This window comes from Cedecea sp. B1(4) (assembly GCF_059414925.1).
Genome location: NZ_JCAHMZ010000012.1, coordinates 107,502 through 124,558 on the forward strand (window position 1 = coordinate 107,502; position 17,057 = coordinate 124,558).

Below are 17,057 nucleotides of genomic sequence, written 5' to 3' on the forward strand. Positions count from 1 at the left end.
GCCATAAAGTGCAAAAAACCTTTCATTCAAAGAAATAAGCACCAAATTTAACTTAAAGTTCAGGCTTTAATTGCCGTTAAATAAGGCTAATTTAACTTAGTTTCACTTCGCTTCGAGCAAGTCTGCCAGCAGGTGCTGCTGCGCTATACCTGTTTGAAAAAATAAAAAAAAGCGTATTGCGCTGACACCTCCTGTCACTTGACAGGGGTATGGTTGGGCCTATGGATGTACCGATACAGAGGCAGGAACCGATGAGAATGAAAGGCGCGAAAGTAAAAGTTGCAGATCGACTGGCCGAAATCGTCTTAAGTCTTTATCAGGGGGAAACCCTTTCCGCTGATATTATCCGCCAGCGTTTTGATGTAGATATGCGAACTGCGTATCGTGATTTGAACCGGCTTGGTGCTATTCTGGAGGACGTCGGCGAGGGGAAAAAGCGTCTCTCTTCGCATTTAAAAGGACAGTTTAACGTAAACGACCTGTTACGCATTACTAAACGCGTAGGGCTTGCTGCGTTTTATCCGTGGTACGACATAAAGAGCCATAATCAATATATTACGCTGCGCGCTATTCCAGATTTATTGGTTGTAGGGTATGAATATGAAAATAGCCCACAGCGTAAAGCTATTTTTTATCCATTATTTGACGATCGGGATGATCCTGGTGGGGAAAGGGTAAAAACGGAAGTGCTGTTACAGGTTTCGGCGCAGGCGGCTGAACATTTTAAACAGCGCAAGCTATTACCTTTTCAAAAAACCGTCAGAGAGCTTGATAACGGAGAGTTACTTCTGGCGAGTCATATTGCTTCGCCAGAACAATTGTTTCCGCTGGTGCAGTATTGGATACCGCATCTCACCATTATTTCTCCGCAGGTCTGGCAGAGCGACTTAAAAGCCAGGATCGCGGCATGGTGTAATGTTAATTAATAAATTATTTCCCTCACGTAATTATAAAAACCGGTATTGCCATGATTACAACTAAACGATGGCGGTGATAAAGCCGGGTAATTTGAGTTAAGGAAAGATTTTTTATGCACACACAAACTATTTTTGAATTGAGTCAGGAAGCCGAGCGGCTTTTGCAATTAGCGTTGCAAAACCTTAGCGCTTTAAAAGTCGCTCCGCTGGCTTTGCAAAATGAACAAAATAGCGCTTTAACGAACCCTGTGGCGACGGTACATCCATTGAAATTTAGCCCACGTGGAATCGAACTGCAGAAAGATATGCTGCAAAACGAAAGGCGTAAAATAACCCAACATGAAATGGTTCTGGCGATTGTCGGCACCATGAAGGCGGGGAAGTCGACCACCATTAATGCCATCGTGGGCACGGAGGTTCTGCCTAACCGCAACCGGCCCATGACGGCGCTGCCGACGCTGATCCGCCACACGCCGGGCCAGCGCGAGCCGGTGCTGCATTTTCCCTATGTACAGCCGATAGAGAGCTTGATGGGGGAGTTGCAGGAGAAACTGCTGATCACCAGCCGGGAAGCGCTGGCGCGCAAGCTGGAAGTGGACCGGGATATGGAGGCGCTTATCGCCCGGATCGCCAACGGAAAAGGTTTTGAGCGCCATTATCTCGGCGCACAGCCTATTTTCCACTGCCTGAAGAGCCTGAACGATCTGGTGCGCCTGTGCCGGGTGCTGGATGTGGCTTTCCCCTTCAAAGCCTACGCCGCTATTGAGCATGTGCCGGTGATTGAGGTGGAGTTTGTGCATCTGGCCGGCCTCAAAAACGGCCACGGCCAGCTGACGCTGCTGGACACGCCCGGGCCGAACGAAGCGGGGCAGCCGCACCTGCAAAAAATGCTTAGCGAGCAGCTGGCGCAGGCTTCCGCCGTGCTGGCGGTGATGGACTATACGCAGCTTAAGTCCATCTCCGACGAAGAAGTCCGCGAGGCGGTGCTCGGCGTCAGCAAATCGGTGCCGCTGTATGCGCTGGTGAACAAGTTCGATCAGAAGGACCGCAACGGCGACGATGCCGCTCAGGTGAAGGCGATGATCGCCGGGACGCTGATGAAGGACAGCATTGCGCCGGAAAACGTGTTCCCGGTATCGAGCATGTGGGGCTACCTTGCCAACCGCGCCCGCTATGAGCTGGCCACGCATGGCCGTTTACCCGACCCCGAAGAGCAGCGCTGGGTGCAGGACTTTGCAGAAGCGGCATTAGGCCGGCGCTGGCGCAGCGCGGATTTGGCGGATATTGAGCATCTGCGCCATGCGGCGGACTTGCTGTGGGAAGACTCGATGTTTGAGTCACCCATTGGGACTATCCTGCATACCGCGCACGCCAACGCTTCTCTCTACACGCTGCGCGCGGCGTGCCACAAGCTGCTGGACTATGCCGAGGGCGCTGAACGCTACCTGAGTTTCCGCTGCCAGGGATTGCAGGTGGCTAACGACAGCCTGCAGGAGAATATTCGGCAACTGGAGCAGGATATTCAACTGCTGCTGCAGACTCAGCAGTCGGTGAGTGCGGTGATTCAGCGGCAGGTCAGCGATGCCCTCGCCGGCATAGGCGATTTTGTGCAGCGCTTTGAAACGCAGATTCATAGCGACCTGAAAACTTATTTCCGGGAAGGGCGGCTGGGCGCTGAGAAGCTGCATCCGTTATACCCGCATACCTTAACGCGAAACGTGGATTTTTCGCCGGGCAGCGACAAGCTGATGGGCGAAGATGAAGCGACGGCCCGCACCCTGCTGCACAAGGTTCGCGCGTCCAGTGAAAGCATTTTATTTGCCGCCCAGCAGACGCTAAGCGGAGAGCTTGGAGCGCTGCTCAGCAACCTTGAGGCGAGCCTGGGCTATACGCTGCAGTCGGCGTTGAAACCGATTGAACAGCGGGTAAGCGACGGCCTGAAAGTAGCCGGATTCCGCGCCCAAATCAGCCTGCCTGCGTTCCAGGCCAGCCAGCTTAATTTTAATACCCACTCGGCGTTCACCAACGTTATCGAAAACCAGGAAGTGGCGATGTCGGAAATGCAGCCGCAAAACGGGATGCGGGGCGTGCTGGCGCGCTGGCTGAACGGCGTGGACTGGGGCTGGGAAGATTACGCAGCCACCCATAGTCGCTACGTGATTGATCTGGATAAGTTACAGCAAAAGCTGCATGACCATGTGTCGACTTTCCTGGGCCAGATAAACCAGGCCATTACCGCGCAGGTGGATATTTCCGTCACGGCCGGGATGGCGACGTTTTTCGCCGATTTTGCCAGCGCACTGGACGCTATTCACAGCAATTTACGCCAGAGTCTTTCCGCGAAGCAGCAGAACGACAGCGTGCTGTTTTCTCTCCAGAGCAAGCTGGAACAGAGTGTCAGAACGGCACGTTACATTCACGAGGATACCCGCCTGTTGCGCGATGATATCCAGACGCTTTTCTCAGCGGAGCAATGATGAGCAGTGTATTAATGGAAGGGCCAATAAGAACCCTCAGCTGTCTTAGCGAAAAATTTGTCGTCGATTTTGCCATGGGGATTGATGTTGCCCGCCAGCCGTGGAGCAGCCCACAAAGTCAGGCGTTTTATGAGCAGCTTCTGGCGCTGTTCGTCGTCGTGGCCAGGCGACAGGCCGGGATGGCTGGAACACCGCCGCAGGACGAGCTTGACGCGTCGCTGATAAGCCTTGGCCAGCTGTCGGCAGATCTGGCAAAAAGCTACTTAGCCAACAGCCAGATAAGCGAGAGAATTGCTCAGCTGGAGCCGGTTTCCACCCGCACGGCACACCATTCGGCAGCGGCTCGCGAGCGGCTTCAGGCCCTGCGCGAGCACTTTTCTCAGCGGCTTACCCGGCTGGAAGAAGAGTTTCAGCACAGCGATCTTGTTCGTCAGGGCATGGTCCACAGCGAGCAGATTTTTTCCCGCTGGCGCAGCGGGCACTACTTTTCATTTTCTCCGGCGGCGCGCTGCTACGTCGCGCTGGAAGAGCTACGTTGGGGCACTTTTGGTGATGCCATCCGGCTGGGGACTCCCGAGCAGGCGGAGTCATTGATTGAGCATGTGCGCAGCCTCGCCATCAGCCGTCTGGCGGAAGAGGTGAATGCTTCCCCCCGCACCCGCCACTATTTCCATGACTGGCTGGCGACGCCAACGTCTCCGGGGTTGCTGGAGCATAAAGACGCTTTAACCTGGCTCGGCGACGGCTGCGACATTGAACGCCAGCCGATCTGTTACTCGGTGACCCAGAGCTGGCAGGGCGTGGCGCTGGGGATGCCGCGTATTTGTTCGGCCATGCGCCTCGGCAGCGCGCTGGTCGACGAAGTTTTTGGCTAACTGATTTAGCGTTCTCAGGGAAGAGACCGTTCCATCTCACCGGCATTCTCCCTCATCCATTCGGCGAGTGAATCCAGCGTTGGGCGCAGAGACTTACCGAGCGCGGTGATCTGATATTCCACTCGCGGCGGGACTTCCGCAAAAACTTCCCTCACCACCAGGCCGCGAGCTTCAAATTGACGAAGCTGGCGGGTGAGCTCTTTCTGCGTAATGGGGCTGATCGCCCGCTGCAGGTCGCTAAACCGCACCGGATCGTTGAGCAGGATCAGGCGGTACAGAATCGGAATGGCCCATTTGCCTGAAATGAGGTTCACAAAATTCACCATCGGGCAGTCGCTGCCCGCCGGTGGCAGGGCTGAAAAATTTTTTGTCATGCTGGCTCCCGGCACACGCTAATGCGCCCCTTGTGGTTCCTTAGTATCCATTTGGTTCCTACTATCCAAAGGATACTATAGCGGAAATAATGCCCTGACCAACCCTTTATAAGGACACGACGATGGGCAGACTTAATGGCAAATACGCCTTAATTACCGGTGGTACCAGCGGAATTGGGTTTGAAACGGCGCGGCAGTTTATTGCCGAGGGCGCAACGGTGGCGATCACCGGGCGGAGCGAACAGGGGCTACAGGCAGCCAAAGAGGTTTTGGGCAATGTGCACCTGATTAAAAGCGATGCGGGCGATATCGCCGGGCAGCGTACGGTGGCGGCAGAGTTGAAGCAGCTCTGGCCGCGGCTGGATGTGCTCTATATTAATGCGGGGGATGTGACGCACCATTCGCTGGAAGACTGGGACGAACAGGCGTATGACCGGCTGATGAACATCAATCTCAAAGGCCCATTCTTCCTGATCCAGGCGCTGTTGCCGCTGCTGGCTAACCCGTCTTCGGTGATTGTGTGCGGTTCGGTCAGCGCGCGTATCGGCCTGCCGCAGACCAACGCCTACGCGGCGAGTAAAGCAGGGATCCTTTCTCTGGCTCGTACGCTTTCCGGGGAGCTGCATCCGCGTGGCATTCGGGTGAACGGCCTGAGCCCTGGCCCGACGGAAACCCCGGCGCTGGGCAAACTGGGCAATGGCGTAGCCGCCGACACGCTGCGGAAAGCTATCCGCGATCTTGTGCCGATTGGGCGTCTGGGCACCGCGCTGGAGCTGGCGAAAGCCGCTGTGTTCCTGGCGTCTGACGAATCAGCCTTCGTGGTCGGCACCGATCTGTTGGTCGACGGTGGCGTGGGGAGTTTGTAGATTTTTACCCTAACCCTCTCCCTTTGGGAGAGGGTTAGGGTGAGGGAATAGCACAATATTAAGATGAACGTCTGCCTGTGACCGCTGCACCATTCTCGTCAATAAAACGGCATGTAAAGGAGAGAGCCACCAGAAAAGTAACATTATTATCTATCTGTTTATTATGAGTTTTAATCAAGGTTCTGGCCGCCACCTGCCAAAAGTACCAGTCGTTAAAAGCAAATCTGTGCCGCCCCTCACTTGTGGCTTTTTTCACCGCTACTCAGAATATATTTGGCCGCATACCGCGGACGCTGCATTGATTCTCTGAGGGAAAAGTGATGAAAAAAATCTTCTTATGCTGTGCTGCGGGGATGTCCACCAGCATGTTAGTGGAAAGAATGAAGCAGTCCGCGCAAAGCCGTGATGTGGCGGTGGAAATCACCGCCGTGCCGGTGTCCGATTTCGACCAAATTATCGAGGAGGCTGATGTCATCCTCCTCGGGCCGCAGGTGAAATTCCAACTGCAAAACCTGAGCGCGGCGGCGGCGCCCCACGGCGTTCCGGTAGCGGCCATCGATATGATGCATTACGGCTCGATGCAGGGTGACAAGGTACTGGATCACGCACTGTCGCTGCTGAAAACAGCTGACTAGGGGGCCGTATGAAATACCGCTTTCCTGAAAAATTTTGGTGGGGTACGGCGACCAGCGCCACGCAGTCAGAGGGGCGAGTTGAGGGCGATGGCAAAGGCGAGAATATCTGGGATTTCGCCTCGCATGAGTTTAATGGCCGTTTTTACAACGGCGTCACCTCCGACGAGACCTCTACGTTCTATCAGCGCTGGCGGGAAGACATTCAGCTGGCGAAAAACATTGGCCTGAATTCATTCCGCACATCGATCTCCTGGTCCCGCCTGATCCCCGACGGCGACGGCGAAGTTAATCCTCAGGCCGTGCAGTTTTATAACGATGTGATTGACGAGATGATGCGCCAGGGCATTGAGCCTTTTATCAATCTCTACCATTTTGATATGCCGCTGGCATTGCAGGCAAAAGGCGGGTTTGAGAACCGGGATGTGGTGGACGCTTTTGCCCGCTACGCGGGGATTTGCTACCGCCTGTTCGGCGACCGGGTGCGCTACTGGTTTACCTTCAACGAGCCGCTTATTCCCGCCGAAGCGGGCTATCTGCATCCTCGCCATTACCCTTACGTGACGGATTTCCGCCGTGCGGCTCAGGTGCTGCACCACATTGTTATCGCCCACTGCAAAGCGGTCGCCGCCTGGCGCGAGCTGGATCTCGAAGGGCAGATTGGCATCATCATGGATGTCATTCCCGTGTACCCGCGCAGCGACAGCCCGGAAGATCTGCGGGCGGCGGAGATGGCCGACCTGTTCTATACGCGCAGCATTAACGAGCCGATGCTGCTTGGGTGCTACCCTGCCGAGCTGGTGGCGTTGCTGAAAGAATACGATGTGCTGCCGAAGACGGAGCCAGGGGATTGCGAGCTGATTGCCGCGACCCGCATCGATTTACTGGGCATCAACTATTATCGCCCGCGCCGGGTTAAAGCGCGTGAGACGCTGCTTGAAGAACCTCACGGTTTTGTGCCGGAGCGCTTTTTTGAAGAGTACGTGATGCCGGGGCGGCGGATGAATACCTCGCGCGGGATCGAGATTTACCCGCCTGCGCTGTACGACATCGCTATGCTGGTGAAAGAGCGTTACGGCAACCTGCCGTGGTTTGTCTCCGAGAACGGCATCGGCATCATGGACGAAGAACAGTTCATGGTGGACGGCGAAGTGCAGGACGATTACCGCATTGAGTTTCTTCAGGAACATTTGGCGTGGCTGCATAAAGCGATGGCGGAGGGCAGCCAGTGCCTGGGCTACCAGATGTGGACCTTCATCGATTGCTGGTCGTGGCAGAACGCCTATAAAAACCGCTACGGCTTCTACCGGCTGGATTTAGCCACCCAACAGCGTTCGCTGAAAAAGTCCGGGCGCTGGTTCCGGGCCGTGATTGAGCACAACGGATTTGAGGGGGCAGATCATGTCGGGCTTCGATAAGTTAGCTGAAAAGCTGATGCCGGTGGCGAACGCTATTGGCAACCAGCGGCATATGCAGGCGATTCGCAACGGGCTTATTTCGATCCTGCCGTTGACCATCGTCGGCTCTTTCTTCGTGATTTTGCTGAACATCCCGATTAAGGGCTACATGGATTTTATTGCGCCGTGGCGCGATATGCTGGACGTGCCGTTCCGCTTTACCGTCGGGCTGATGTCGCTGTATGCCGCGTTTACCATCGGTTCGTTCCTCGGCAAAAGCTACAAGTTGAATGACATCACCAGCGGCCTGCTGGCGATGCTTGCGACGCTGCTGATGATTGTGCCGGTGAACATTAAGCAAGGCGTGACCGTGGCGGGTGAAGCGGTGGCGGGGCGCTACATCCCCATCACTTCGCTGAGTTCTCAGGGGCTGTTTGGCGCGATTATCTCTTCGCTGATTGCCATTGAGATCTACCGGTTTATCAAAGTTCGCAATATTGAAATTAAAATGCCTGCGGGCGTGCCGCCGGTGGTCGCCAGCTCGTTTTCAGCGCTGTTCCCGACGCTGGCCGTGGTGCTGGTGTTCTGGATCCCTCGTCATTTTCTGAACATCGATATCAACGCCATCATCAGCTACATCATTATGCCGCTGAAGGGTTTTATGACCGGCACCAACCTGTTTGGCGGGATTGTGACCCAGTTCTTTATCGACGTGTTCTGGGTGTTGGGGATCCACGGCCATGCGGTGATGGGGCCGCTGATCCGCCCGCTGTGGGATCAGGCCATTGTGCAGAATATGGAACTGTTCCAGTCCGGCGTGAGCGCCTATGAGTTGCCGAACATTTTCACCGAGCAGTTCTTCCAGTGGTATGCGCAGATGGGCGGCACTGGTTCAACGCTTGCCCTGGTGGTGTTGTTTATTCGCTCCCGCGTTATCTACCTGAAGCAGTTGGGTAAACTGTCGTTTATTCCGGGGTTGTTTAACATCAACGAGCCCATGATTTTCGGTGCGCCGATCGTGATGAATCCGATCCTCGCGATCCCGTTTATTCTGGCGCCGATGGTGAATACCGTAGTGGTGTATCTGTTCACCATTAGCGGGCTGATCCCTCGGATGATGGTGAAGCCGCCGTTTACCGTCCCGGCGCCGCTCGGGGCGCTGATCACCACCAACTGGAACCTGATTGCCTGTGGGCTGGTGTTTATCTGCTTCTTTATTTCGCTCGCGATCTATTATCCGTTCTTTAAGGTGTATGAGAAGAAGATGCTGGAAACCGAGCTTCAGCAGAAGGAAGAAGAGGAGAGGGCTAAGGCGCTGGCCGAGGCTAAGTAAATTTTCTGTGGCCCTTCAGCCCCTCACTCCGGCCCTCTTCCCAGAGGGGAGAGGGGGAATTTAGGTAAGTGAGCGGTTTTTATCCCCTCTCCCTTCCAGGGAGAGGGTTGGGGTGAAGGTAAAATCTAGAACGCCGTCTCTAACTCATCCAGCACGTTATATTCGTCATCCACCAGCAGCAGCGCCTTCCACTTATCAAACGTCAGGCACGGGTGAGAAGTGCTGAACACCAGAATATCCCCAACCTGCACATCCGCGCCCGGCTTGAGTTTCAACATGGCATGCTGATCCATAATCCCGGTGGCTTCGATGGTTTCCGACGGCGAAGCCAGCGGCTTGCCCTGGCGATAGTGGGCAATCGGCTGCGGCAGACCGGCATCAAACGCGCTGTCGCGCTTGCCAAAATTCACAATCGCCCGGTCGCTTTCCGGTACCGACTGCACCATTGCCACTAGCTCCAGCGCGGAAACCAGATCGCCACCGAGATCGCAGGCGATCCGATCTCGCGCCATCAGCTGATCCTGGGCTTCCTGATAAATTCCGCCATCGTGGGTAATGTAACAGCCCGGGCGGATCGCAATGCGGCAGTTGGCCGGTTTTTCTGCGGCGAGCCAGATATTGCACACTACGTCGTACCAGACTGAACCCGCGCCGGTGAGCAGGAACTCGCCGTCAACATAGCGTTCCATCTGGCAGGCTAACGCGGCCGCCTCTTGCAGCAGCGCTTCTATTTTTGGCTGCGGATTGTCGCCGTGCAACACGCCTTCGTACAGCTCCAGGCCGCGTAAATTCAGACCGGGTAATTCTGCCACCCGCTTTGCCAGCGCCAGCGCTTGTTCCGGGCTACGACAGCCGCAGCGTCCACCCGGCACACCAAGCTCAATCAGCACGTCGAGGGTTTGCCCCTGTTGGCTAAAAAAGTCTGACAGGGTACGGGCGTTTGCTTCGCTGTCCACGCAGCAAATGTAGTCGACGGCGGTATGTTTATGCTTTAGCTGCGACACCAGCGTGATGTTCGCTTTGCCCACCAGTTGGTTAACCATCAGTACTCGCTCGATGCCCGCGGACATCGCGATGCTCGCCTGCCATGCGCTGCCTACGCCGATGGCCCACGCGCCCGCTTTTTGCTGCTGCTGGAAGATCCACGGCGTCATGGTGGTTTTCCCGTGCGGTGCCAGCGAAACGCCGCGTGCATCGGCGTAGGCCTGCATCCACCGGATGTTGTTCTTCAATGCAGATTTTTTGATCAGTGCGGCGGGCAAACAGACGTCTTCGTTGAGGACATTGGCAGGGGAATGTATGAGGGCGGACTTATGGGGTACGAGGTTAATTTCCTGGTATTTCATAACGTATTTCCTCCGGGATTATTCTTTCTTTCAGATTGAGTATCAATTTTAACTTGATGTTATTTATATTAATTATTCAATGAACTTGAATTTAATGAATAAAAGTATCATTGATTTGCAAGGGTTTTGTTTAGTTTTTCACTGTTTTTATGGCTTGTAAATGGTTAACTTGCACGCAGATTATGACTGGCGTGAGGCGCAGATGAAGTTCGATTATCTCTTCAGGAATGTCACTGTGATTGACGGCTCCGGCGGTGCGGAATACCTGGCCGATGTGGCGGTGCAGGGTGACCGAATAGCCGATATTGCGCCGGGGATTTCCGGCGAGGCCGTGCATGAGATCGACGGCAGCGGGCGGGTATTAGCGCCGGGGTTTATTGATGTTCACACCCATGACGACATTAACGTGATCCGTTTTCCTGAGTATCTGCCGAAAATTAGCCAGGGCATTACTACGGTGATCGTCGGCAACTGCGGCATCAGTGCGGCGGGGGCGACCATCAATGCGCTGGTGCCTGACCCGATGAATTTGCTGGGTGAGGCGCACCAGTTTGTTTATCCCACCGTCGAAGCGTACGCCCATGCCGTGGAGCAGGCTCGCCCGGCCATTAACGTGGGTACGCTGATTGGCCATACCGCGCTGCGTAACAACCAGATGGATGATTTGTTCCGCCCGGCGACGGAAGCGGAGATTCTCGCCATGCGCGGCCAGCTAAAACAGGCGCTGCAGCAGGGGGCGCTTGGGCTGAGCACCGGCCTGGCCTATGCCAGCGCGTTCCAGTCCACCACCGAAGAGGTGATGGCGCTGGTGGAGGAATTAGCGGCGGAGAAGGGGATTTACACCACCCATTTGCGCTCCGAGTTTGAGCCGATTCTTGAGGCGCTGGATGAGGCTTTCCGCATTGGCCGCCACGGGAAGGTGCCGGTTGTGGTGTCGCACCACAAGTGCGCCGGGGCGAAAAACTGGGGCCGCACGGTTGAAACGCTGAAGTTGTTCGACAAAGTACGTGAGCAGCAGGATGTCTCTTGCGACTGCTATCCGTATTCCGCCAGCTCTTCAACGCTGGACATGAAACAGATCACCGACGAGTTCGAGATCGTGATTACCTGGTCTGAACCGCACCCGGAGGTCGCCGGGCGGTCGCTGAAGCAAATTGCGGCTGACTGGTCGATGTCACTTCACGAAGCGGGAAAATTACTGATGCCCGCAGGGGCGATTTACTACAACATGGACGAGCAGGACGTGCGGCGTGTGCTGCGCTACCCGGCGACAATGGTTGGGTCAGACGGGCTGCCGAACGATCCGATGCCGCATCCCCGCCTGTGGGGCGCATTCCCCCGCGTGCTGGGGCACTACAGCCGCGACGAGAAGCTTTTCCCACTGACGCAGGCGGTGCATAAGATGACGGGAATGTCGGCGGCGCGGTTCCAGTTGCCCGAACGGGGCCTGGTGAAGCGCGGTTATTATGCTGACCTGGTGTTGTTCGACCCGCTGACCGTGCGCGACGTCGCGAGCTTCAATAACCCGAAGCAGCCTGCGGCGGGTATTGAAGCGGTGATGGTGAACGGCGTGATGAGCTATGGGTTCGAGCAGAAGGTGACTGGCCGAGCTGGGCGATTTCTGCGTCGGCAGAAGTGAATTTAGCCCCTCACCCCGGCCCTCTGCCCAATGAGGAGAGGTGAAGCCGTTCCCGGGCTGGACGTTTGTCCCCTCTCCCTTCCAGGGAGAGGGTTAGGGTGAGGGTAAACCGATCAACAAGGAGCAATGATGAGCATTAAACGTTATGGCGTGGGCGGCAGTACCGGCACCGGCGGACAGCCGCTACCTTTTGCCAAAGCCGTAGAAGCGGCCGGGTGGCTGTATGTGTCCGGCCAAACGCCGATGAAAGACGGCGAAGTGGTTGAAGGCGGGATTGTCGACCAGTCGCGGCTGGCGATTCAAAACTGCGTGGATATCATGACCGAAGCGGGCTACACCCTCGCTGACGTGGTCCACGTGAAGGTCTACCTGACTGACGCCCGCTACTTCCAGTCCTTCAATAAAGTGTTCCGGGAGTTCTTCGGTGACCACCCGCCGGCCCGCGTGTGCTGCGTGGCGGACCTGGTGGTGGACTGTAAAGTTGAAGTGGATGTGACCTGCTACCGCGCCGACCGGGGTTAATCGCCTAGCGGCTGCCTGTCTGCCCCGCCTCGATGGCTATCCAGCGCCAGCTTGATGCGGCGCAGCCGGTCCTTCGCCTGGCTTTTGTTGGCCATCGCCAGTTCGGTGGCCAATACATCAATCATCGCCAGCATGGCGTAACGCGAAGTGCTCGGCTTAAAAATGTAGTCGTTCTCGCGAATAATCAGCGGTAATACGATATCGGCCTGTTCAGCCAGCGGTGTTTCCTGCGGGGTAATGGCGATGATCTTTGCGCCGTACTGGCGGGCAATCGCCGCGCTCTCCACCACTTCCGGCGTGTAGCCTCCCAGTGATAGCGCCACCACCACATCGTTGGAGGCCACCGACGCCGCCATCATTCTCGCCAGCAGGCCATCGCTTTGGCTCACTACCGGCAGGCCCAGACGAAAGAGACGAAACTGTAACTCCTGCGCGCAAATAGTTGATCCGCCGCCCATGCCCAGCGCCAGGATTTGCCGCGCGTTGCTCAGCCAGGTCACGGCCTTGTTGAGTGACTCCGGGTTTAGCGCGCGGCGGTTGATATCCAGCACGTTGATGATGGTTTCGTAGATCCCCTGCACGCCTTCGAGGTCCGGCACGTCGAGAATAAAGCGCTGCCCCACCGCCAGCGACTGAGCTAGTTTGACCTTCAGTTCGCGCACGTCCTTGCAGCCGATAGCGCGGGCAAAGCGGGTTATCGACGCCTGGCTGGTTTGCGTCTGGCGCGCCATTTCCGAAATGGGCAGTGCCGCGGCGGTTTGCACATCATCCAGAATAAACTGCGCAATGCGCTTTTCGGTGGCGGTCAGCTCAACGAAACGGTCGGTGATGCAGGAGATAATATCGATGGTGTAGCTCATGGCGCGACCCTGGTACTTGTGCAAAAAAGAGAAGGTACTTTGTACCATAAAACCGTTGCCAGGGTCGCTTCACGCGGATTCAGAATGGCTCACTAATCGCTTCCATACGCCGCTGTTTGATCGTGGCCCGAATAAATGCCGCGATAAAGACTAAGGCAGAAAGCACAACGATGGTCGGTGCGGGGGCGCTGTCGATAAAGAAGGAAAGATAGACGCCAAGAAACGACGTGACGATAGCCTGCCCAAGCGCGACCAGCATCATGCCTTTAAAGGTACGGGTCAGCAGCGAAGCGATAGCGCCTGGCGCAATCAGCAGGGAAATCGCGAGGATAATTCCCACCGCCTTCAGCGCCGCGACGATGGTCAGCGAAACCAGGCAGAGCAGGCCGTAGTTCAGCAGCTTCACGTTCAGGCCGGAGACCTGGGCCTGAATCGGGTCGAACGCATGCAGCAGCAAGTCCCGCCATTTTAGCCCTACAACGATCACCGTGAGCAGCACGATAGCGCCCGTTTGCAGAATATCGCTGCCGCTCACCCCCAGCATATCGCCGAACAGGATGTGGTCGAGATGGATATCTGGCTTTAGGTAAACGTAGAGCACCAGCCCGGCGCCAAACATGCCGGAGAAGACGATGCCCATCACCGTGTCGCGCTTGATGCGGCTGTTGTCCTGCAGATAGCCGGTGGCAAAGGCGCAAAACAGCCCGGCCACGAACGCGCCGAGGCCCAGCGGCAGGCCGACCATCCAGGCGATCACCACACCGGGGAAGACCGCGTGGCTCATGGCATCGCCCATCAGCGCCCAGCCTTTTAACACCAGGAAGCAGGAGAGCAGCGCACACGGAATGGCGACCAGCGTGGTCATGGTCAGAGCGTTGATCATAAAGCCAAACTGGAAGGGCGAAAGCAGCGTGTCTAACAGGCTCATGGCGTTTGCTCCAGGCTCAGGCGCGCGCGCCGACGGTTAGCCAGCAGGCCGTGTTTGGGGGCAAACACGAAGGTCAGCAGGAAAATAAGCGTTTGCAGCACCACGATAATGCCGCCGGTGGCGCCGTCGAGGAAGTAGCTTATCCATGTGCCGAAGGCGCTGGTAAAGGTGCCTAACGTGACGGAAATGATCAGCAGTTTCGGGAAACGGTCGGTCAATAAATAAGCCGTTGCGCCCGGCGTGACCACCATGCAAATCACCAGAAACGCGCCAACGGTTTGCAGCGCCGCCACGGTGGTGGCCGACAGCAGGGTGAAGAATAATCCTTTGAGCCACAAAGGGTTAAGGCCAATGGAGCGCGCGTGGTTTTCGTCGAAGAAGGTCACCATCAGGTCTTTCCACTTCAGCAGCAGAATCGCCAGCGAGACAAAACCGATAATCGCCAACTGCACAATATCCGATGGGGCGATGGCGAGAATATTGCCGAGCACGATGGTCTGGATGTTTACCGACGTCGGATTGAGCGACACCATAAACAGCCCGAGGCCAAAGAATGACGAAAAAATAAGGCCAATAATGGTGTCTTCACGCAGGCGCGTGCGCTGGTTTAAAAACAGCATGGTGCCTGCGGCGAGGCCGCCGGAGAAAAACGCGCCGATGGAAAACGGCAGGCCGAGCATATAGGCTCCGGCTACGCCAGGCACGATGGAGTGGGAAAGGGCATCGCCGATCAGCGACCAGCCTTTCAGCATCAGGTAGCAGGAAAGAAAGGCGCACACGCCGCCGACCAGCGCAGATACCCAGATGGCGTTAAACATGTAGCCATAGCTGAACGGTTCGAGCAGGACGGACATTACGGTTCCCCTTTTAACGGCGCGCCGTGGATAAACGGCCTTTCGTCGTCGGTGAGGACGCTGGTTTCTTTCCCGGTTAAGGTGACGTGGCGCAGTACGCCGCTGAACGCCAGTTCCAGGTTTTCTTGCGTAAAAGTGACATTGGTCGGGCCGCAGGCCAGCACGGTGCCTTTCACCAGCACGGTGTAGTCGCAATAGTCGGTCACGGCGCCAAGGTTGTGGGTTGAAACCAGCATCGTGCGGCCTTCGTCCCGCAGCTCGCGCAGCAGGGCGATGATCTGCTCTTCCGTTTTCACGTCCACGCCGGTGAACGGTTCGTCCAGCAGAATCACCTGGCCGTCCTGGGCAATTGCCCGGGCGAGGAACACGCGCTTTTTCTGGCCGCCGGACAGTTCGCCAATTTGTCGCTTGCGGAACTCACTCATGCCGACGCGGGCGAGGGCGTTGTCTACCGCCTGTTTGTCGGCCTTGCCGGGAATGCGCAGCATTCCCATGTGGCCAAATCGGCCCATCATCACTACGTCTTCCACCAGCACCGGGAACGTCCAGTCCACGTCCTCGGACTGCGGCACATAGGCCACCAGGTTGTGGCGCAGTGCTTTTTTCGTGGGCATATCCAGAATCGAGATGCTACCGCTGGCTAGGCGCACAAAGCCCATGATCGCTTTAAACAGCGTGGATTTCCCGGAACCGTTGACGCCGACCAGCGCCGCAATGGTGCCAGTCGGGATTTCAAAGCTGGCCGCCCGCAGCGCGGTGTGGCCATTGCGATAGGTGACGCTGGCGTCCTGAACGACTATGCCGGGACGACGACTCATTTTTTCAGCCCTGCATTGATGCCGTTCACGATGGTGCTGGTGGTGACGCGCAGCAGATCAAGATAGGTCGGTACCGGGCCGTCTGCGGCACTCAAAGAATCGACATAAAGCACGCCGCCATAGTGTGCGCCAGACTCCCGCGCCGCCTGGCGAGCAGGTTTGTCGGAGATGGTGCTTTCGCTGAAGATCGTCGGGATCTGGTATTGGCGAACGCTGTCGATCACTTTGCGCACCTGCTGCGGGGTGCCCTGCTGATCGGCATTGATCGGCCACAGATAGAGTTCTTTCAGGCCAAAGTCGTTGGCGAGGTAGGAAAAAGCGCCTTCGCTGGTGACCAGCCAGCGCTTATCCGCCGGAATTTTTGCCAGTTCGTTGCGCAGCGGCTCGATGGTCTGCTGAATTTTCTGTTTGTAGGCTTCGGCGTTGCGGGTATAGGTCGCCGCGTTGCCTGGATCGTATTTGACGAACGCATCCCGGATGTTATCGACGTAGATCAGCGCATTTTGCGGGGACATCCATGCGTGAGGGTTAGGTTTACCGTTATAAGGGCCTTCGGTGATGCCCGTGGGCTGAATGCCGGTGGTGACGACGACTTCGGGCACGCCTTTCAGATGTTGATAAAACTTCGCGAACCAGAGTTCGAGGTTCAGCCCGTTGGTCAGGATCAGCTGAGCGCCCTGCGCCCGACGAATGTCTCCCGGCGTCGGCTGGTATTCGTGAATTTCCGCTCCGGGCTTGGTGATAGACTCCACGTCTGCCGCGTCACCGGCTACGTTCTGCGCCATATCGGCGATGATAGTAAAGGTGGTGATCGCCTTAAATTTTGCCTGCGCCTGAGCGGCACCCAGCAACATCGCCAGCGCGGCGGCGGCAGCGACAATACTTTGCGTTAACTTCAGTTTCCCGGGCATCGTCTTCCCTCACGAGTGATTATAGATTCGGCGTTTATAGCAAGTGCTATAAAACATAGCTGTTGCTATAACTAAATGCAAACTATTATCATTTGTGTGATTTAAAAGAGGGGTAACTCTGGGGATATTAATGACAAAACTCTTCTGTCTATGTTGGATTGGCTAAGGTTCCGTTCACCTCTTGGCCGATTTCCCCTGCACGTTCAGATCACGGTGAACGTGTCAGGGGGCACTACGCCATGCCCCCTGACAACCCCCGGCGCCCGGCGAGCTCATCGCCGCTGAAGCGGTAAACCCACCGGCTATCA

The 17,057-nt window shown here is 56.4% G+C and carries 16 protein-coding genes; 9 read left to right on the forward strand and 7 right to left on the reverse strand.

What is annotated here, in order from left to right; translation table 11 throughout:
• The first annotated feature begins 257 nt into the window (after positions 1–257).
• The 3 genes from ACR6JA_RS20725 to ACR6JA_RS20735 all read left to right on the forward strand — a co-directional run bounded on the left by ACR6JA_RS20725 (position 258) and on the right by ACR6JA_RS20735 (position 4,269).
• The gene (locus ACR6JA_RS20725) at positions 258–926 is read left to right on the forward strand and encodes a WYL domain-containing protein (protein ID WP_008455708.1); all 669 of its coding nucleotides are present in this window, start codon (positions 258–260) and stop codon (positions 924–926) included.
• Positions 927–1,030: 104 nt separating this feature from the next.
• On the forward strand, positions 1,031–3,394 hold the full coding sequence (crfC, locus tag ACR6JA_RS20730; RefSeq protein ID WP_494494251.1) for a clamp-binding protein CrfC: 2,364 nt from the start codon (positions 1,031–1,033) through the stop codon (positions 3,392–3,394).
• Positions 3,394–4,269, forward strand: coding sequence for a diguanylate cyclase regulator RdcB family protein (locus tag ACR6JA_RS20735; protein ID WP_494494250.1), 876 nt, complete (start codon positions 3,394–3,396; stop codon positions 4,267–4,269). Before crfC ends, ACR6JA_RS20735 begins: the two co-directional genes overlap by 1 nt.
• Before the next feature lie 14 nt (positions 4,270–4,283).
• Here the strand turns inward: ACR6JA_RS20735 and ACR6JA_RS20740 are convergent, their stop codons facing one another.
• Positions 4,284–4,643, reverse strand: coding sequence for a winged helix-turn-helix transcriptional regulator (locus ACR6JA_RS20740; RefSeq protein WP_494494249.1), 360 nt, complete (start codon positions 4,641–4,643; stop codon positions 4,284–4,286).
• Positions 4,644–4,765: 122 nt separating this feature from the next.
• Here ACR6JA_RS20740 and ACR6JA_RS20745 point away from each other — a divergent pair, with 122 nt between their 5' ends.
• The 4 genes from ACR6JA_RS20745 (at position 4,766) to ACR6JA_RS20760 (ending at position 8,871) form a co-directional block, all read left to right on the forward strand.
• Positions 4,766–5,509 carry an SDR family oxidoreductase gene (locus ACR6JA_RS20745; protein WP_494494248.1) on the forward strand — a complete coding sequence of 248 codons (744 nt, stop codon included), beginning with the start codon at positions 4,766–4,768 and terminating at the stop codon, positions 5,507–5,509.
• 320 nt (positions 5,510–5,829) lie between these two features.
• Positions 5,830–6,144, forward strand: a complete 315-nt coding sequence (locus ACR6JA_RS20750) for a PTS sugar transporter subunit IIB (protein ID WP_008455701.1) — start codon at positions 5,830–5,832, stop codon at positions 6,142–6,144.
• Between the two features lie 8 nt (positions 6,145–6,152).
• Positions 6,153–7,559, forward strand: coding sequence for a glycoside hydrolase family 1 protein (locus ACR6JA_RS20755; protein ID WP_213714830.1), 1,407 nt, complete (start codon positions 6,153–6,155; stop codon positions 7,557–7,559).
• Complete coding sequence (locus ACR6JA_RS20760; protein WP_039289450.1) at positions 7,543–8,871, forward strand: PTS sugar transporter subunit IIC; 1,329 nt, start codon at positions 7,543–7,545, stop codon at positions 8,869–8,871. Before ACR6JA_RS20755 ends, ACR6JA_RS20760 begins: the two co-directional genes overlap by 17 nt.
• Positions 8,872–8,996: 125 nt before the next feature.
• Here ACR6JA_RS20760 and ACR6JA_RS20765 read toward each other — a convergent pair whose 3' ends face one another.
• Positions 8,997–10,217 (reverse strand): amino acid deaminase, encoded by a 1,221-nt coding sequence (locus ACR6JA_RS20765; protein ID WP_494494247.1) that lies wholly within the window; start codon positions 10,215–10,217, stop codon positions 8,997–8,999.
• 202 nt (positions 10,218–10,419) lie between these two features.
• On the opposite strand from ACR6JA_RS20765, the gene ACR6JA_RS20770 reads away from it, so the two are divergent.
• Both ACR6JA_RS20770 and ACR6JA_RS20775 read left to right on the forward strand, forming a co-directional pair.
• The gene (locus ACR6JA_RS20770; RefSeq protein ID WP_494494278.1) at positions 10,420–11,856 is read left to right on the forward strand and encodes an N-acyl-D-amino-acid deacylase family protein; all 1,437 of its coding nucleotides are present in this window, start codon (positions 10,420–10,422) and stop codon (positions 11,854–11,856) included.
• A gap of 129 nt (positions 11,857–11,985) precedes the next feature.
• Entirely contained in the window at positions 11,986–12,378 is a 393-nt protein-coding gene (locus ACR6JA_RS20775) for a RidA family protein (protein ID WP_166867347.1), read from the forward strand.
• On the opposite strand, the gene ACR6JA_RS20780 is transcribed toward ACR6JA_RS20775, so the two are convergent.
• The 5 genes from ACR6JA_RS20780 to ACR6JA_RS20800 form a co-directional block, all read right to left on the reverse strand.
• Positions 12,375–13,238 carry a MurR/RpiR family transcriptional regulator gene (locus ACR6JA_RS20780; protein WP_213714826.1) on the reverse strand — a complete coding sequence of 288 codons (864 nt, stop codon included), beginning with the start codon at positions 13,236–13,238 and terminating at the stop codon, positions 12,375–12,377. The two genes, ACR6JA_RS20775 and ACR6JA_RS20780, sit on opposite strands and share 4 nt — an antisense overlap.
• A 79-nt stretch (positions 13,239–13,317) precedes the next feature.
• Positions 13,318–14,166 (reverse strand): metal ABC transporter permease, encoded by an 849-nt coding sequence (locus ACR6JA_RS20785; protein ID WP_008453332.1) that lies wholly within the window; start codon positions 14,164–14,166, stop codon positions 13,318–13,320.
• Positions 14,163–15,020: an iron/manganese ABC transporter permease subunit SitC gene (gene sitC / locus ACR6JA_RS20790; RefSeq protein WP_008453328.1), complete on the reverse strand. Its 858-nt coding sequence runs from the start codon at positions 15,018–15,020 to the stop codon at positions 14,163–14,165. The genes ACR6JA_RS20785 and sitC overlap by 4 nt, the downstream gene beginning before the upstream one ends.
• Positions 15,020–15,838, reverse strand: coding sequence for a manganese/iron ABC transporter ATP-binding protein (locus ACR6JA_RS20795; RefSeq protein WP_166993158.1), 819 nt, complete (start codon positions 15,836–15,838; stop codon positions 15,020–15,022). The genes sitC and ACR6JA_RS20795 overlap by 1 nt, the downstream gene beginning before the upstream one ends.
• Positions 15,835–16,749, reverse strand: a complete 915-nt coding sequence (locus ACR6JA_RS20800; RefSeq protein ID WP_494494246.1) for a metal ABC transporter substrate-binding protein — start codon at positions 16,747–16,749, stop codon at positions 15,835–15,837. Before ACR6JA_RS20800 ends, ACR6JA_RS20795 begins: the two co-directional genes overlap by 4 nt.
• Positions 16,750–17,057 lie beyond the last annotated feature (308 nt).